A 14,087-nucleotide genomic window follows, 5' to 3' on the forward strand; every position below is an offset into this window, starting at 1 on the left:
CGTTCGGTGCGTCCAACGCACCGAACGCCACATTGGGGCGCTCGGGTCAGCGGGTAGCCGCTGCCCAGCGGACTGCCGGGCCCATCGCCCAGCCCGCCGCCAGGAACACCGCGCCCAGCAGGAGCCAGCCCGCGAATCCCCAGCCGATGACCACCGTGCTCAGCAGCACCGGGCCCACCGCCCGGGCCACCGAGGTGCCGCTGCCGAAGAAGCCCTGGTACTCACCCTGCTTGTCGGCCGGGGCCAGGGCGAAGCCGATCTCCCACGAGCCCGCCGACTGCAGCATCTCGCCCAGCACCTGCACCAGCGCGCCCGCGACGAGCACCGCGAACGCCACCGGTGGCGACGTCCCCAGTGCCGACAGCGCGAACGCCACGCAGGACGCCATGAGCAGCACACCCGACCGGCGCACCATCCGCGCCGCCGAGCCGAGTGAGGTCAGCTTTCCCGCGACGCGGACCTGCAACGCCACCACCACGACCGTGTTCAGCACGAACAGCGCCGACACCGTCCAGCCCGGCGCCGCGGTGCGCTCGACGATCCACAGCGGGATCGCGACGCTCAGCAGCGGCATGCGCAGCAGCAGGATCGCATTGAGCAGCGTCACCAGCGCGTAAGGCCGGTCGCGCAGCACCGCGGACTTCGGCGCGCCCGTGCGCGGGGACGTCGTCCGCGGGATCGCCGGAAGCGCGTGCAGCAGCGCCGCCGTCACCGCGAACGTCGCCGCGTCGAGCACGAACACCGTCAGGTACGCCGCAGCGGTGTCGGCCGACAGGGCGAGGCCGCCCAGACCGGCGCCGACCGCGAGCCCGGCGTTGCCCGCGGACTGCAGGTGTGCCCGGATGCGCGTCCGCCGCTCCGGGTCGGCGAGCTCGGCCAGCAGCGCCTGGCGGACGGCGGCCAGCCCCGTCTGGCAGCTGCCGTAGAGGCACGCGGCCAGCACGAACGCCACCGGCGAGCGCACCAGCAGGAACGCGAGGATCGACGTGCCCGTCGCCGGGGCCAGCAGCACCGCCGAGCCGCGGGCGCCGTGACGGTCGGCGAGACGCCCGAGCGGCACGCCCGCGACCGAGCCGGCCGCCCAGCCGAGCGTGAGCCCCAGCCCGACCTGCGCCGGGGTCAGCCCCACGATGCGCGTGAAGAACAGCACCGAACAGGTCAGGAACGCGCCGTCGCCGAGCGAGCCGGCCAGCTGGGCGGCGGCGAGCAGGCGGCCGGCCCGCCGGGTCTGCGGACGTTCGAGGAGCACGGTCATGGGCAGTACGTTAGAGCCGGATTTGGCCCGATCCCAGATCCAATTCCCGACTCCTGGATTGGGCCAATATAGGGTCCCCGGATGGACTTCCACGTCAGCCTGGCCGGGCGCGGCGACCTCAGCGTCCGGATCTACCGGCAGCTGCGCGACGCCGTGCTGGACGGCAGGCTGCGCGCGGGGGAGCGGCTGCCGCCGACGCGCGAACTGGCGCGGCGCCTGGCCGTCTCGCGCAACACCGTCGCGGTCGCCTACGACCGCCTCACCGCCGACGGCTTCCTCGCCGGCCGCGTCGGCGCCGGGACCTACGTCTGCGCGGAACTCCCGGCGCCGAAACCGCGCAACGCCCCTTCGGTGCGGGGGCCACAGCCGACGGCGGTGTGGCGGGCGCTGCCGCCGCCGGCCGCCGAGGTGATGGCCGCCCCGGAGTTCGACTTCCGCGTCGGCATCCCCGACGCCACCCTGTTCCCGCTCGAAACCTGGCGGCGGCTGCTCGCGCGGGAACTGCGCGACACCGCCGGGTTCGCGCACTACGCCGAGCCCGGCGGCCACCCCGGGCTGCGCGCGGCGATCGCCCGGCACGTCGGCGTCTCGCGCTCGGTCCGCGCCGGTGCCGACGACGTGCTCGTCACCCAGGGCGCGCAGCAGGCACTGGACCTGCTGTGCCGCGTCCTGCTCGAACCCGGCGATCGCGTGGCCGTCGAGGAGCCGGGCTACCGGATGGCGAAACTGCTCTTCGCCTCGCACGGTGCCGAGGTCGTCGGAGTGCCGGTGGACGGCGAAGGCCTCGACGTCGCCGCGCTGTCCGCGCGCACGAAACTGGTGTACGTCACGCCGTCGCACCAGTTCCCGCTCGGCACGCCGATGTCCCTCGCGCGGCGCACGGCTCTGCTGGCGTGGGCCGAACGCGCGGGGGCGGTCGTCGTCGAGGACGACTACGACAGCGAATTCCGGTTCTCCGACCGTCCCCTCGAACCGTTGCAGAGCCTGGACCGCGACGGCCGGGTGGCCTACGTCGGATCGTTCTCGAAGACGCTGCTTCCCATGCTGCGCCTGGGTTTTGTGATCGCCCCGGCGTCGTTGCGCGACGCGCTGCACCACGCGCGGCAGCTGTCCGGCTGGCACGGCGACCTGCCCGCGCAGGCCGCGCTGGCCCGGTTCGTCGACGAAGGCCTGTTCGCCCGCCACCTCCGCCGGGCGACGAAGGTGTACGCGGACCGCCACGAACGCATCACAACGACCTTGGAACGGGTTTTCACCGGCCGGCTGAGCCTGGTGCCCTCGGCGGCGGGCCTGCACCTGTGCGCGCTGGCGGAAGACGGCACGGAAGACGGCACGGACCTGGAACCGATCGCGGCCCGGGCGCGCGAAGCCGGGGCCGCGATCCAGACGCTTTCCGACCTGTGCGGCGGATTCCCGCGCCAGGGCGTCGTCCTCGGTTACGGCTCGATCGCCTCGGAGAGCATCGGCGCCGGGCTGGCCGTGCTGGACGCGGCCTGGGGCTCCGCGTAGTGGTCCGTCCGGCGCCGCGCGGCGATCAGCAGGCCGCCGGCGCCCGTCACCACCGCCGTGGCCAGTACCACCAGCCAGCCGCGGCGGAAGTCCGCCAGATCCGGTGTCCCGGCGAAGACCGCGACCAGCACCGCCGTGCCCAGGACCGTGCCGATCTGCCGGGCCGTGTTGACCATCGACGAGCCCGCGCCCCAGCGGGCCGCCGGGAGGACCGTCCCCACCACCCCGGACAGGCTGGGCAGGATCAGCCCGACGCCGAGGCCCGTCAGCAGCTGGCCGGGCAGCATCGACGCCGCGTAGTCGGGCACCGATCCCATGCGCAGCAACCAGATCAGCACGCCGGCCCCGAACGCGACGCCGCCGAGGGCCACCACCGGGCCCGGTCCGAAGCGGTGCACGAACCGGCCGCCGAGGATCGACACCGGAACCACCACCAGCGGTCCCGGGGCCAGCGACAGCCCGGCCACCAGGATCGAGTCGTGCCAGATCGACGTCAGGAACAGCACGTTGCCGAACAGCATCGCCGCGAACCCGGCGGCGAACACGCCGGTGGTCAGGCAGGCCAGCCACAATGTCGGGACGCGCAGGGCCCGCAGGTCCAGCACCGGCACCGCGTGCCGGGCCGAGCGCACCGGGACCCAGACCAGCGCGACCACGGCCACGGCGAACGCGAGCAGCACCGGCAGCGCACCCCAGCCGTGGTCGGAGGCTTCGACCAGCGCATAGGCCAACGCGCCGACGCCCGCCAGCAGGCCGGCCGCGCCGAGCAGATCCGGGACGCCGGTGGAGGTGTCCCGCGATTCGCGCAGCACGCGCGGCCCGGCCAGCAGCGTGACCGCGCAGATCGGCAGGTTCACCAGGAACACCCAGCGCCAGGACGCCTCGACGAGCAGACCGCCGACCGGCGGGCCGAGGGCCGCGGCCGCCGCGCCCACCGACGCCCAGACGCCGACCGCCATCGGCCGCCGGTGCGGCGGGAACGCCGTCAGCAGCAGCGCCAGTGACGTCGGCATGACGAGCGCGGCGCCGATCGCCTGCACCGCGCGGAAGGCGACCAGCGCGGGGATCGACGGCGCGGCCGCGCACGCCGCCGAAGCGAGCGTGAACACCGCGACGCCGATGAGGAACAGCCGCTTGCGGCCGTACCGGTCGGCCAGCCGCCCGGCCGGGGCGAGGCAGGCGGCGAACAGCACCGTGTAGCCGTTGAGCACCCACGACAGCGTGGCGAGGTCGTCGCCGGGGAACGCCGCCCGGATGCCGGGGAAGGCGATCGTCACGATGAACGTGTCCAGGCTCGCCAGGAACGCGGCTGTCGAAACGACCAGCAGCACGAGGCCGGGCTTGGGTGCGGTGGCGGGCATGGTCCTCCTAGGTTCGAAAAGACAACCTAGCTGGAGAACATGAGTCCTAACAAGAGACTTACCTGTTCAAAGCGACTCAGGTCACGCGGCGGCGCGCTCCTCGGCCCGGGCCTTCAGCGCCGCGAGGGTGTGCTCGATCGATCCGACGTTGTAGCCGGGCCGGTCGGCGCGGCCGGTGACGCGCGGGCCCATGAACTTCCGCACCACCCAGCTGCCGATCCGGTACCAGTTCTCGGTGACCACGCAGCCGCCCGGGTCCGGCGCCAGCACGTACTCCCACCGCGAGACCCGCGAGCCGAACGGCGTCCGCACGTCGAAGGCGAACCGGCGGCCCGGCTCGAACGCGACCACCCGGACCCGCGTCCACCACTGCAGCTCGCCGTTGCGGTTGCGGCCGCGGAACCGCGCGCCGAGGGCCGGCCCGGTGCCGTCCAGCCAGCGGCCGCCGACGTTCTCCGGGCTCAGCTCGCCCATCCGCGGCAGGTCGGTGACCCACGACCACACCGTGCCCGCGTCGGCCGGGACGGTGACACTGCGCGAAATCGTCGGTTCCACGCCCCGACGGTGACAGCGGTTCCCGAGCCGGGCAAGGCGTTCCGGCGTAGTCCGCAGCCGAGAAGAGCCGGCCCGCGGAAACCCGCGGGTTCCGGGCGGGTTGTGAACCCGCCGTTGTGGGTACTACGCGCGCGGAGGAGCCCCACGACACGGAGGGTGCGGTGGTCGGCGTGATTCCGATCGAAGTGGTGGGAATGGCCGTTCCGGTGCCCGGTGAGGCGCCCCTGATGCTGCTGCGCGAGCCGGAGGGAGCGCGCCGCTGGCTGGCGATCATGATCGGCTACGGCGAAGCCGAGGCCCTGGTGCGCGCGCGGGAACAGATCGCGCAGCCGCGCCCGGGCACGATCGAACTGCTCGGTGACGTGCTCGCGGCGTTCGGCCAGGGCCTCGCCGCGGTCGAGCTGACCGAGGTGCGGGACGGAATCTTCTACGCCGACCTCGTGCTCGCCTCGGGCACGCGCGTGTCGGCCCGCCCGAGTGACGCGGTTGCGCTCGGCCTGCGCCAGGGCGCGCCGATCCGCGTCGCCGAAGAGGTGCTGGACGTCGCGTCCGTGCAGCTCGAGGTCGAGCAGGAGACCGAAGGGCCGGCCGCCGACGTGCTGGACGCCGAGGCCGAGGTCGCCCGGTTCCGCGCCGAGCTCGACGACCTGCGGCCGGAAGACTTCGACGACCGGTAAGAAGACGACCGGTAAGAAGATGTTCTCCCGCCGGCGATGAATTCCGGCGGCGGCGCCGGTACACCCACCGCGGCCGTCCGGACGGGAGAACGATGCGGGACTTCGCGACGAGCACCGAACCACACCGGCGCGAGCTGCTGGCGCACTGCTACCGCATGCTCGGCTCGGTGCACGAGGCCGAAGACCTGGTGCAGGAGACCCTGATCCGCGCGTGGAAGGCGTGGGCGGGCTACGACCCGGCCCGCGCGTCCGTGCGCACCTGGCTCTACCGGATCGCCACCAACGCCTGCCTCACGGCGCTGGACGGCCGGGCCCGGCGGCCGCTGCCGTCCGGGCTCGGCGGACCGGGCGACGACCCGGGCGCGCCGCTGACGCCGTCGTCCGACATCCCCTGGCTGCACCCGTTCCCGGACGCCCGCCTCGACGACCCGGACCTTCGCCTGGCCCGCCGCGGCACGCTGCGGCTGGCGTTGCTGGCGGCGATGCAGACGCTGCCGCCGAAGCAGCGCGCGGTGCTGATCCTGCGGGACGTCCTGGAGTTCAGCGCGGCGGAGGTGGCCGGCTTCCTCGGCACCACGCCGGCCGCGGTCAACAGCGCCCTGCAACGCGCCCGCGCGGGCCTCGGCGGCCTGTCGGCCGAGGAGGTGCCCGAACCGGACGACACCGCGGTGGAAGCGGTCCTGGACACCTACGTCCGGGCGTTCGAACGGGCCGACGTCGCCGGCCTGGTCGCCCTGCTGACCGACGACGTCGTGCTGGAGATGCCGCCGGTGCCGCTGTGGTTCCGCGGCCGCGACGACTACGGCCGGTTCCTGGAGCGGCTGTTCGGGATGCGCGGCCCGCAGTGGCGCATGACCCGGACGGCCGCCAACGGACGGCCCGCCCTCGTGGCGTACTGCCGCGACGACGCCGGGGTGTACCGGCTGCACACCCTGCAGGTGTTCGAGGTGCGCGGGGGACGGGTGGCGCACAACGTCGTGTTCGCCGACGCGGGTGTCCTGGCGCTGTTCGACCTGCCCGCGGCTCAGCCGGCGGCGCGCGCCTCCGACGGACGGCCGTAGGCGCCGCCGTCGTTGCTGCGCTGCAGGAGGCCTTCGTCGACGAGGTAGCGGCGCAGCGTCGCGTGGTCGTCGTGGACCATCGAGAGCTTCTCGCGGACGTCCTGCTCGGTGTAGAGCCGGCCCGGTTCGAAGCGCTCGGCGAGGTACGCCAGCAGCAGCTGCCGCCGCTTGCCCGAGTGCGGGATCGAGACGAGCCTGCCGTGGCGGAAGAGCGCGTCCAGCGGATCGACCGGCGCCTTGGCGAGTGCGTCGCGGAACACCTCCGGCACGGCCCGGTACCGGCCGTCGTCCACCGCGACGAGTCCCGCGTCGAGCAGCCGCTTCGCGAGCTTGGCCGTGGCCGGCTCGGCGGGCAGCCCGCCGGGAGCGGCGCTGATGCGGGCGAACAACTGCAGCCGGTCCGGGTCCGAGAGGGCGGAGACCAGTGCTTCCGGTGAGGCCATGGTCTGCGACCGTACCCGCGCTCGCCCCGGCGGTGAACCCGGTTTGCCCGGGCCGGTAGGTTGCGCGGCGTGCCCCGTCCGACCGCGCCGGCGACCGTCCCCGAGGCGGTGCTGCGCGTGTCGATCGTGGAGCGGCTGTTCGCCCGCGCCGGCGACGAGCGCCCGCTGTTCACCCACCAGGACCACACCCGCGGCGCCGAGCACACGCTGACGTGGGCGGAGTTCGCCGCCCGGGTCCGCGTGGTGGCGGGCGAGCTGCGCCGGGTCGCCGCGCCGGGCGAGCGCGTCGCCGTGCTCGCGGGCCAGGAACTCGCTTATCCGCTCGCGTTCTTCGGCGCGCTGGCCGCGGGCCTGATCGCCGTCCCGCTGATGGCACCCGCGAACCCCGCGCAGGCCGGCCGGCTCGCCGGGGTCCTCGCCGACTGCGGCGCGCGGGTGTGGCTGACGTCGTCGGCCGCGGCGGCCGGGCTGCCCGCGCACGAGCACGTCGTGGTGGTCGACGAGCTCACCGGGCCGGGCGCCGATCCGGTGCCGGTGACCCCGGAGAGCCCGGCCTACCTGCAGTACACCTCGGGATCGACGCGCGAGCCGGCCGGCGCGGTGATCCCGCACCGCGCGATCGTCGCCGCGTGCTGGCAGGGCAGCCTCGCGTACGCCGTCGACGAGGGCACCACCTGCGCCGGCTGGATCCCGTTCTTCCACGACATGGGCCTGATCCAGCTGCTGTGCCTGCCCGTCTTCGCCGGCGCGCGGTCGGTGTTCATGGCCCCGGCCGAGTTCGTGCACCGGCCGTCGCGGTGGCTGCGGCAGCTGGCGGACCACCCGGCCGTGTTCACCGCCGCGCCGAACTTCGCCTACGACCTCGCCGCGGACGCCGGCGCCGGGGACGACCTCGACCTGTCGGACGTGCGGGTCGCGCTGAACGGCAGCGAACCGGTCCGGCCGCGCACGATCGAGCGCTTCCAGGAGGTGTTCGGGCCACGCGGGTTCCGGCCGGAGGCGCACCGGCCGTCGTACGGGCTCGCCGAAGCCACCGTGTACGTCACGAGCGCGGGCGAGGACGGGCCGCGCGGGGCGGTGTTCGACCGCGAAGCCCTGGCGCAGGGCCAGGCCGTCGAAACCGAGGGCGGGCAGGAACTCGTGTCGGTCGGCCGTCCCGTCGGGCAGCTCGTCCGGATCGTCCGGGACGGCCGGGAGCAGCCCGAAGGCGAGGCCGGCGAAATCTGGGTGCACGGCCCGAACGTCGCGGACGGCTACTGGGGCCGCGGCGACGCGACCGCGTTCGGTGCCACGCTCGACGGCCTCGGCGGCTGGCTGCGCACCGGCGACCTCGGTGTCGTGCACCGCGGCGACCTGTACGTCACCGGGCGGCTCAAGGACCTCATCGTCATCGACGGCCGCAACTTCCACCCCCAGGACATCGAGGCGGCGGCCGGGGAGGCCCACCCCGCGGTCCGCCGCGACCGCGTCGCCGCCTTCGGCGTCTCCGGCTCCGGCGGCGAGGGTGCGGTGGTGGTGGCCGAGTGGGCCCGCGGTGCCGACGCCGACGTCCGGGAGGTGACCCGGGCGGTGCTGCGCGCGGTGTCGCGCGAACACGGTCTGACGCTGCGCGCGGTACGTCTGGTCCCTTCCGGCGGCCTTCCGCGCACATCGAGCGGCAAGGTCGCCCGGTCGGCCGCCAAGGCACGTTATGGTGACGACCGTGGGTGATCACCGCGCCGAGGTCACGAAGGTCGTCTGCGACACCTTCCGGCTCGACCCGGCTCTCGTCGAGCCCGACGCGCCCCTGGAGGAGCTGGGCATCGACTCGAAGGGGCGGATCAAGCTGCTGGCGGCACTGGAGATCTACTACGGCGTGACGATCGACCTGGACCGGCTCGACCGGTTCACGGACGTGGGATCCGTGGCCGACGTGCTCGCGGAAGCCCGGGGAACCGGCGGAGCCGAGGAGAGGCGCTGAAATGAGCGGCGGGGGGTACACCGCGACGACCGAGGCGTTGTCGGCGGCGTCCAAGACCATCGGTGACCTGGCGGAGCACCTGCTCGAGGACAACCCGGACCTGCAGACACCGCAGGTGACGGCGGAGAAGTTCGGCCGGGCGCACGGCGCCCACGCGACCAAGTACACCGCGGGCGCGCAGGCGTTGTGGGCCGCGGTGTCCGGCTACAGCAGCACCCTCGGTTCCTTCGGCACGAACCTCGGCACCGCCGGGTCGAGCTACGGCGCCAACGAGGACAACCAGTCGGGCGCGATCACCAACGCCGGGGGCTCGCTCTGATGGCCGAGAACAAGAAGTGGTCCGACGTCAAGGCGCTGCTGGACGACCCGAGCGTGCCGCCGGCGCAGAAGAGCGCGCTGATCAGCAGCTGGCTGCGGGAAAATCCGCCGCCGCCGCCGTTCCTGGCCGACCAGGAACCGGACGAGATCAAGCAGAAGCGGGAAGAGGCCGGCAAGTACGCCCACGCGTACAACGCGAACCCGCTGTTCGCCGGCCAGTCCGTCGACGAGGCCTTCGACAAGGCCAAGGCGAGCGGCGACCGGAACAGCTACAACGAGGACCAGGAAAAGAAGGCCGTCGACGACGGCAAGAAGAAGCTCGAGGAAACCCAGCCGCCCGCCGCCACCGGCGACGGGGCCGGCGCCACCGGGACGAAGACGTCCGACGAGATCTTCGACGCCGCGGCGCCCGCGCTGAAGCTGTTCGAGACGTTCGGTTCGCTGCTGGCCAAGATCCCGGCCGACTGCCGCGGCAACACCCGCGCGCTCGACCTCGACAAGGACATCCGGGCGCCGTTCGACGAGCAGCGCGGGATCAGCTTCGCCGACTTCGTCGCCGATGCCGCGCACTTCAAGCGCGGCTCGGAGACGGTGGACCGGACGGTGCAGGACACCGGCTCGCAGCTGGGCACCCTCTACCGGACCTGGAGCGGCGCGGGCGCGGACGCGGCGTCCGACACCTACAACGACAAGATCCAGCCGAAGGCGGCCAAGCTGTCCCAGACGCTCGGCACCGCGAGCGAGGCGACGCTGACCACCGCCACGACGGTGTTCCAGCTGTGCAAGGGCAAGGCCGACGCGGTCATCGGCATGTACACCGACCTGGTCGGCAAGGCCGACTACACGATGGCGCAGAAGGTGGTGGCGGTCGCCAACGGCGAGCACGGCAATGAGCAGGACCTCGCCCAGATCGCCGGCTGGATGGACCTGAACTTCGGCACCAACCTGGTCAAGACGCTCAACGACCAGGGCTGCTGCGACGGCGACGAGATCAAGAAGCACGGCCAGGACCTGGCCAAGCAGTGGGTGCAGAACCAGTTCAACCCCGACATGTGGGACCGCCTGTACCAGGGGTTCGCCAAGACCTGCAAGGACACGAAGGACCTGGTCGACCAGGCGTACGACGCGCTCGACAAGGTCATGGGCGGGATCCGCAACGAGTTCGAGGGCGTTTCGCTGCCGGGTGGCCCGGGAACGGGCGGGACCGGCGGCCCCGGCGCGCCGGGTGGTTCCGGCGGCGGGTCCGGTGCGGGCGGGTCCGGCTCGGGACCGGCGGGCTCGGGTACCGGCGGGAGTGGTGGTCCGGTGCCGTCGATCCCCGACACCGGTTCTGGCTCCGGTGCGCCGGGCGATGGTCCGGGGTCCGGGGGCTCGGGTGCCGGTGGGAGTGGTGGTCCGGTGCCGTCGATTCCCGACACGGGTTCGGGGTCCGGCTCGGGGTCCGGGGGTGCGGGCTCCGGTGGGAGCGGTGGTCCGGTGCCGTCGATCCCGGACACGGGTCCGGGGACCGACCTGCCGAGCGGCGCGGGTTCCGGCGGTGGTTCGGGAGCGGGCGGCGGCGGTCCGGTGCCGTCGATCCCGGACGGGTCCACGCCGTCCGGCGGCAGCTCCGCGGGTGGTGGCTCCGGCTCGCCGTCCGGCCAGGACGACGGGGCGGCCTCGGCCGAGGCGGCCAGGCAGCAAGCGGCCGAGGCGGCGAAGCAGCAGGCAGCGGAGGCGGCCGAAGCCGCGAAGCAGAAGGCCGCGGACGCGCTGAAGGAGTTCAGCGGTCCCGGCATCGAGACGGAATCCGGCGCCGGCCTCGGCTCGGGGTCGGGTGGTGGCTCCGGTTCGGGTTCGGGTGGTGGTCCGGGTTCCGACGGCACGGCACCGTCTTCGGTGCCGCCACCGTCCGCCGACGGGCAGGACGCCGCGGCCGCGGCCGCGGAAGCGGCCAAGAAGAAGGCCGCCGACGCGCTGAAGGAGTTCAGCGGCCCGGGCATCGAGACGGAGTCCGGCGCCGGTGCCGGCGGCCTGGGCGGCGGTTCCGGCGCAGGGGCCGGGGACGACGGCAAGGCGGCGGCCGAGCAGGCCGCGGAGGCCGCGAAGCAGAAGGCCGCGGACGCGCTGAAGGAGTTCGGCGGCCCGGGCATCGAGACGGATCCCGGAGGCACCGGGGGCAAGCCCGGCGAGGACGCCGACCACGACGGCAAGCCCGACAGCCTGCTCGGCGAGGACGGCCGGGGCCGTGGCGACGACGATCCGGACGTCCTCAAGGTCAAGCAGGGCGACAAGACCTTCGAGATGACCGAGCCGGACCACGACGGCAAGATGGACATCAAGGTCGGCGACGGACCCGGTGACCCGAAGGACTACAAGCTCGACTGGGCCGACGGCGGCAAGCCCGGCGACAGTCCACAAGGGATGGACGACGGCACCTACCGCCCCGGCCCGGACGGCAAGATCCACATCCGCGACGGCGGCCTCGAGATCACCGCCGAGCGGCCCGACGGCCCGGACGGCCCGACGGTCGTCACCGTCGACGACGGCAAGGGCACCCCGACGACCTACACCCTCGGCGAAGACGACAAGCCCTCGGCCGCCCTCGGGGACACGCCGGAGAAGAAGGTCGACGACCTGCCCACGCACCGAGGCACCCTCGAGGACCTCAAGCCGCACGACGGCGGCTCCGACCCGGGCGCCCCCGGCGGCGATGGCTCGCACCACAGCGGGGGCCCGGGCTCACCCGGCGGTGACGGCTCGCACCACGGCGGCGGCCCCGGCGACCCGGCCTCATCCGGTGGCGACGGCACGCACCACGGCGGCGGGGCCGGCTCGCACCACGGTGGCGGCGGCCCGTCGGCGGCCGGGATCGGCGGGGGAGTGCCCGGCGGGTCCGGCCTGTCGGGCGCGGGCTTCGACCCGGCCGCCGCCGGCACCCCGGCCGGCCTCGGGGACACCCCCGTCTCCGGCGGGGCCCACACCGGCGCCGCCCAGCCGCAGCCCGCGTTCGCGTCGGCGAGCGGAGCGTCCGCAGGACCCGGGGCAGCCGGGGCACCCGGCTCGTCGATGTCCGGGATGCCGGGCATGGGAGCCATGGGCGGCGCCCAGGGCGGCGGGGGCGACACCGAACGCCGCTCCCCGGCGTACCGGATCGAAGGCGCCGTCTTCGACAACCTCGGCGAGCCCGGACGGCGGATCATCGGTTCCCTCAACGACGACGAAGACCCGCCGTCCGCCCGGACCTGGTAGGAGGACCCGTGACCGACATCGCCGGGATGAAGGCCGAGCTGGACGGGCTCGTCCGCGAACAGGCCGATCGCCGGGCCCTGCGCGAACAGCAGGGCGAGGAGATCAAGGCCCGGTCGCACGAGTACATGACCAAGCAGGTCCAGGCGGCCGAGCGGTACGTCCAGCACGTCCGCGAAATGGCCCAGCGCAAGACGAAGTCGGGCTGGAGCACCGACCGCTCGCACGCCGAGCCGGCTTCCGCCTTCGACACCGAGGAGTACCGCGGCCCGGGCGGGTACGCGCCCGCCCCGGCGCCGCGGCCGGTGCGGGACGAGGCGCGTCCCGCACGCCGTCCCCGCGCCGCCGAAGAGGACGAGGACTTCAACAACCCCTGGTGAACGGCCACCAGAGGTCGACGGCGATCTCGCGCAGCCGCACCGTGAACGTCGTGGCCGGCTCCAGCAGCCGCCGCAACCGCGCCTCGAACTCCCCGAGGCGGTCGCCGAACAGGTGCGGCGCCGAGCTCGACAGCGAGAAGACGCCGGCGACAACGTCGTCGACGGTGCGGGTGACCACCCGGCCCGGCACCGTGAACCGCCGCGGGCCGTGGAAGCCCGCGGCGCGGTAGACCGCCGCCTCGCCGCCCGCCGTGCCGCCCGGCAGCGAACCCCGGCCGGCGCGGCGCACCGGGCCCAGGTACTCGTGCACCAGCTCCGTGATCGCGGGGTCCACGCCCTCGTGCGTCGACGCGTGCACGTGGGCGCAGGCCCCGCCCGGAGCCAGCATGCCGCGCACCGCGGCGGCGACCCGGGGCCGGTCGAACCAGTGGAACGACTGGGCGAAGGTCACCAGCCGGAACCGGCCCAGCCCGGCGGGCAGGTCCTCCGCGCGCCGGTGCACCCACCGGCAGTTCCCGATGCCCGCGTCCGCGGCGAGCCTGCCCGCTTCGGCGAGCATGTCCCCGTCCGCGTCGAGCCCGACCGCTTCCTCGACCGACCGGGCCAGCAGCAGCGTCAGCGACCCCGGCCCGCAGCCGACGTCGAGCAGCCGTCCCGACCCGTCCAGCCCGAGCTCGGCGGCGAAGGCCGCGGCGAGCTCCGGGGGATACGCGACGCGGCCCCGCGCGTAGTACCCGGCACTGCCCGAATAGAGGGACGGATCCCATTCCCAGGCGTCGGTCACGTCCTTCAGCGTAGAGACCGGGACGGCTCGTGAGGAGTTGAACGGGCACCACCCGGAAGGGTTCGGTGGAGCGTGTGAAACCCGGCGCGGCGGGGTACCCGGTCGCGTTCGTTTCGCCGCCGAATGAGCCGGAGGTCTTCCGATGCCCGCGCGCACCGCCACCCCACCCACCGCCGACGTGGTCGGGGTGGCCCTGGAAGTCCTTGCGGCGCAAGGCCTGAGCCGCCCGGCCGCGCACGCGGCCCTGGTGTCGATGGCCAGGGAACGAGGCCTGACGGTCGCGCGGTGCGCCGCGCTGATCGTGGCCGCCGTCGACGGGAGGATGGGCTGATGGCGATCACCGGGGGGTTTTCCGGGGCGGGGAACGAGGACACCGCCTCGGTCGGCGGGGGCGTGCTGCTCGCCGTCGGGCTCGTCGTCGCCTTCTTCGGCTGGTGGTCGTGGTGGACCGTCGCGGGGCTCGCCTTGGCCGCCGCGGGCGCGCTGTGGCTCACAGTGGCGAACCGGGACGAGTAACCGGCCGGGGACGGGGAACGCCTCTTCCGACCGAGCACCG

At 74.0% G+C, this 14,087-nt stretch carries 15 protein-coding genes; 10 read left to right on the plus strand and 5 right to left on the minus strand.

Annotated elements, in window-relative coordinates; all coding sequences use genetic code 11:
- Positions 1-46 precede the first annotated feature (46 nt).
- Positions 47-1,255 carry an MFS transporter gene (locus Q5425_RS29385; protein ID WP_308675579.1) on the minus strand — a complete coding sequence of 403 codons (1,209 nt, stop codon included), beginning with the start codon at positions 1,253-1,255 and terminating at the stop codon, positions 47-49.
- Positions 1,256-1,336: 81 nt separating this feature from the next.
- Here Q5425_RS29385 and Q5425_RS29390 point away from each other — a divergent pair, with 81 nt between their 5' ends.
- A complete protein-coding gene (locus Q5425_RS29390) occupies positions 1,337-2,764 on the plus strand; it encodes a PLP-dependent aminotransferase family protein (RefSeq protein ID WP_308675580.1) in 1,428 nt (475 codons plus the stop codon).
- On the opposite strand, the gene Q5425_RS29395 is transcribed toward Q5425_RS29390, so the two are convergent.
- Complete coding sequence (locus Q5425_RS29395) at positions 2,692-4,125, minus strand: MFS transporter (protein ID WP_308675581.1); 1,434 nt, start codon at positions 4,123-4,125, stop codon at positions 2,692-2,694. The two genes, Q5425_RS29390 and Q5425_RS29395, sit on opposite strands and share 73 nt — an antisense overlap.
- Positions 4,126-4,206: 81 nt before the next feature.
- On the minus strand, positions 4,207-4,680 hold the full coding sequence (locus Q5425_RS29400; protein ID WP_308675582.1) for an SRPBCC family protein: 474 nt from the start codon (positions 4,678-4,680) through the stop codon (positions 4,207-4,209).
- A 161-nt stretch (positions 4,681-4,841) separates the two neighbouring features.
- On the opposite strand from Q5425_RS29400, the gene Q5425_RS29405 reads away from it, so the two are divergent.
- Positions 4,842-5,357, plus strand: a complete 516-nt coding sequence (locus Q5425_RS29405; protein WP_308675583.1) for a bifunctional nuclease family protein — start codon at positions 4,842-4,844, stop codon at positions 5,355-5,357.
- A gap of 92 nt (positions 5,358-5,449) precedes the next feature.
- Positions 5,450-6,418 (plus strand): sigma-70 family RNA polymerase sigma factor, encoded by a 969-nt coding sequence (locus Q5425_RS29410; protein WP_308675584.1) that lies wholly within the window; start codon positions 5,450-5,452, stop codon positions 6,416-6,418.
- Here Q5425_RS29410 and Q5425_RS29415 read toward each other — a convergent pair.
- Positions 6,382-6,861, minus strand: coding sequence for a DUF2087 domain-containing protein (locus tag Q5425_RS29415; protein WP_308675585.1), 480 nt, complete (start codon positions 6,859-6,861; stop codon positions 6,382-6,384). The genes Q5425_RS29410 and Q5425_RS29415 overlap by 37 nt on opposite strands.
- 69 nt (positions 6,862-6,930) lie before the next feature.
- Here Q5425_RS29415 and Q5425_RS29420 point away from each other — a divergent pair, with 69 nt between their 5' ends.
- The 5 genes from Q5425_RS29420 to Q5425_RS29440 are packed head-to-tail and all read left to right on the plus strand — an operon-like array spanning position 6,931 to position 12,747.
- Positions 6,931-8,571 carry a fatty acyl-AMP ligase gene (locus Q5425_RS29420; RefSeq protein ID WP_308675586.1) on the plus strand — a complete coding sequence of 547 codons (1,641 nt, stop codon included), beginning with the start codon at positions 6,931-6,933 and terminating at the stop codon, positions 8,569-8,571.
- On the plus strand, positions 8,564-8,821 hold the full coding sequence (locus Q5425_RS29425) for an acyl carrier protein (protein WP_308675587.1): 258 nt from the start codon (positions 8,564-8,566) through the stop codon (positions 8,819-8,821). Before Q5425_RS29420 ends, Q5425_RS29425 begins: the two co-directional genes overlap by 8 nt.
- Before the next feature lies 1 nt (position 8,822).
- On the plus strand, positions 8,823-9,140 hold the full coding sequence (locus Q5425_RS29430) for a hypothetical protein (RefSeq protein WP_308675588.1): 318 nt from the start codon (positions 8,823-8,825) through the stop codon (positions 9,138-9,140).
- Positions 9,140-12,370 (plus strand): WXG100 family type VII secretion target, encoded by a 3,231-nt coding sequence (locus Q5425_RS29435; protein WP_308675589.1) that lies wholly within the window; start codon positions 9,140-9,142, stop codon positions 12,368-12,370. The genes Q5425_RS29430 and Q5425_RS29435 overlap by 1 nt, the downstream gene beginning before the upstream one ends.
- An 8-nt stretch (positions 12,371-12,378) precedes the next feature.
- Positions 12,379-12,747 (plus strand): hypothetical protein, encoded by a 369-nt coding sequence (locus Q5425_RS29440; protein WP_308675590.1) that lies wholly within the window; start codon positions 12,379-12,381, stop codon positions 12,745-12,747.
- Here the strand turns inward: Q5425_RS29440 and Q5425_RS29445 are convergent.
- Positions 12,731-13,531 carry a class I SAM-dependent methyltransferase gene (locus Q5425_RS29445; RefSeq protein ID WP_308675591.1) on the minus strand — a complete coding sequence of 267 codons (801 nt, stop codon included), beginning with the start codon at positions 13,529-13,531 and terminating at the stop codon, positions 12,731-12,733. The two genes, Q5425_RS29440 and Q5425_RS29445, sit on opposite strands and share 17 nt — an antisense overlap.
- A 142-nt stretch (positions 13,532-13,673) precedes the next feature.
- Here Q5425_RS29445 and Q5425_RS29450 point away from each other — a divergent pair, with 142 nt between their 5' ends.
- Together Q5425_RS29450 and Q5425_RS29455 are read left to right on the plus strand one after the other, a co-directional pair.
- Positions 13,674-13,862, plus strand: a complete 189-nt coding sequence (locus Q5425_RS29450) for a hypothetical protein (RefSeq protein ID WP_308675592.1) — start codon at positions 13,674-13,676, stop codon at positions 13,860-13,862.
- Positions 13,862-14,047 carry a hypothetical protein gene (locus Q5425_RS29455; protein ID WP_308675593.1) on the plus strand — a complete coding sequence of 62 codons (186 nt, stop codon included), beginning with the start codon at positions 13,862-13,864 and terminating at the stop codon, positions 14,045-14,047. Before Q5425_RS29450 ends, Q5425_RS29455 begins: the two co-directional genes overlap by 1 nt.
- Positions 14,048-14,087 lie beyond the last annotated feature (40 nt).

The sequence above is a fragment of the Amycolatopsis sp. A133 genome (assembly GCF_031082405.1).
Lineage (GTDB): Bacteria > Actinomycetota > Actinomycetes > Mycobacteriales > Pseudonocardiaceae > Amycolatopsis.

Excerpts from the sequence above, each read along its gene's own strand:
- Q5425_RS29385 (WP_308675579.1), bottom strand. The coding sequence starts at position 1,255 with ATGACCGTGCTCCTCGAACGTCCGCAGACCCGGCGGGCCGGCCGCCTG.
- Q5425_RS29390 (WP_308675580.1), top strand. The coding sequence starts at position 1,337 with ATGGACTTCCACGTCAGCCTGGCCGGGCGCGGCGACCTCAGCGTCCGG.
- Q5425_RS29395 (WP_308675581.1), bottom strand. The coding sequence starts at position 4,125 with ATGCCCGCCACCGCACCCAAGCCCGGCCTCGTGCTGCTGGTCGTTTCG.
- Q5425_RS29410 (WP_308675584.1), top strand. The coding sequence starts at position 5,450 with ATGCGGGACTTCGCGACGAGCACCGAACCACACCGGCGCGAGCTGCTG.
- Q5425_RS29415 (WP_308675585.1), bottom strand. The coding sequence starts at position 6,861 with ATGGCCTCACCGGAAGCACTGGTCTCCGCCCTCTCGGACCCGGACCGG.
- Q5425_RS29430 (WP_308675588.1), top strand. The coding sequence starts at position 8,823 with ATGAGCGGCGGGGGGTACACCGCGACGACCGAGGCGTTGTCGGCGGCG.
- Q5425_RS29435 (WP_308675589.1), top strand. The coding sequence starts at position 9,140 with ATGGCCGAGAACAAGAAGTGGTCCGACGTCAAGGCGCTGCTGGACGAC.
- Q5425_RS29450 (WP_308675592.1), top strand. The coding sequence starts at position 13,674 with ATGCCCGCGCGCACCGCCACCCCACCCACCGCCGACGTGGTCGGGGTG.
- Q5425_RS29455 (WP_308675593.1), top strand. The coding sequence starts at position 13,862 with ATGGCGATCACCGGGGGGTTTTCCGGGGCGGGGAACGAGGACACCGCC.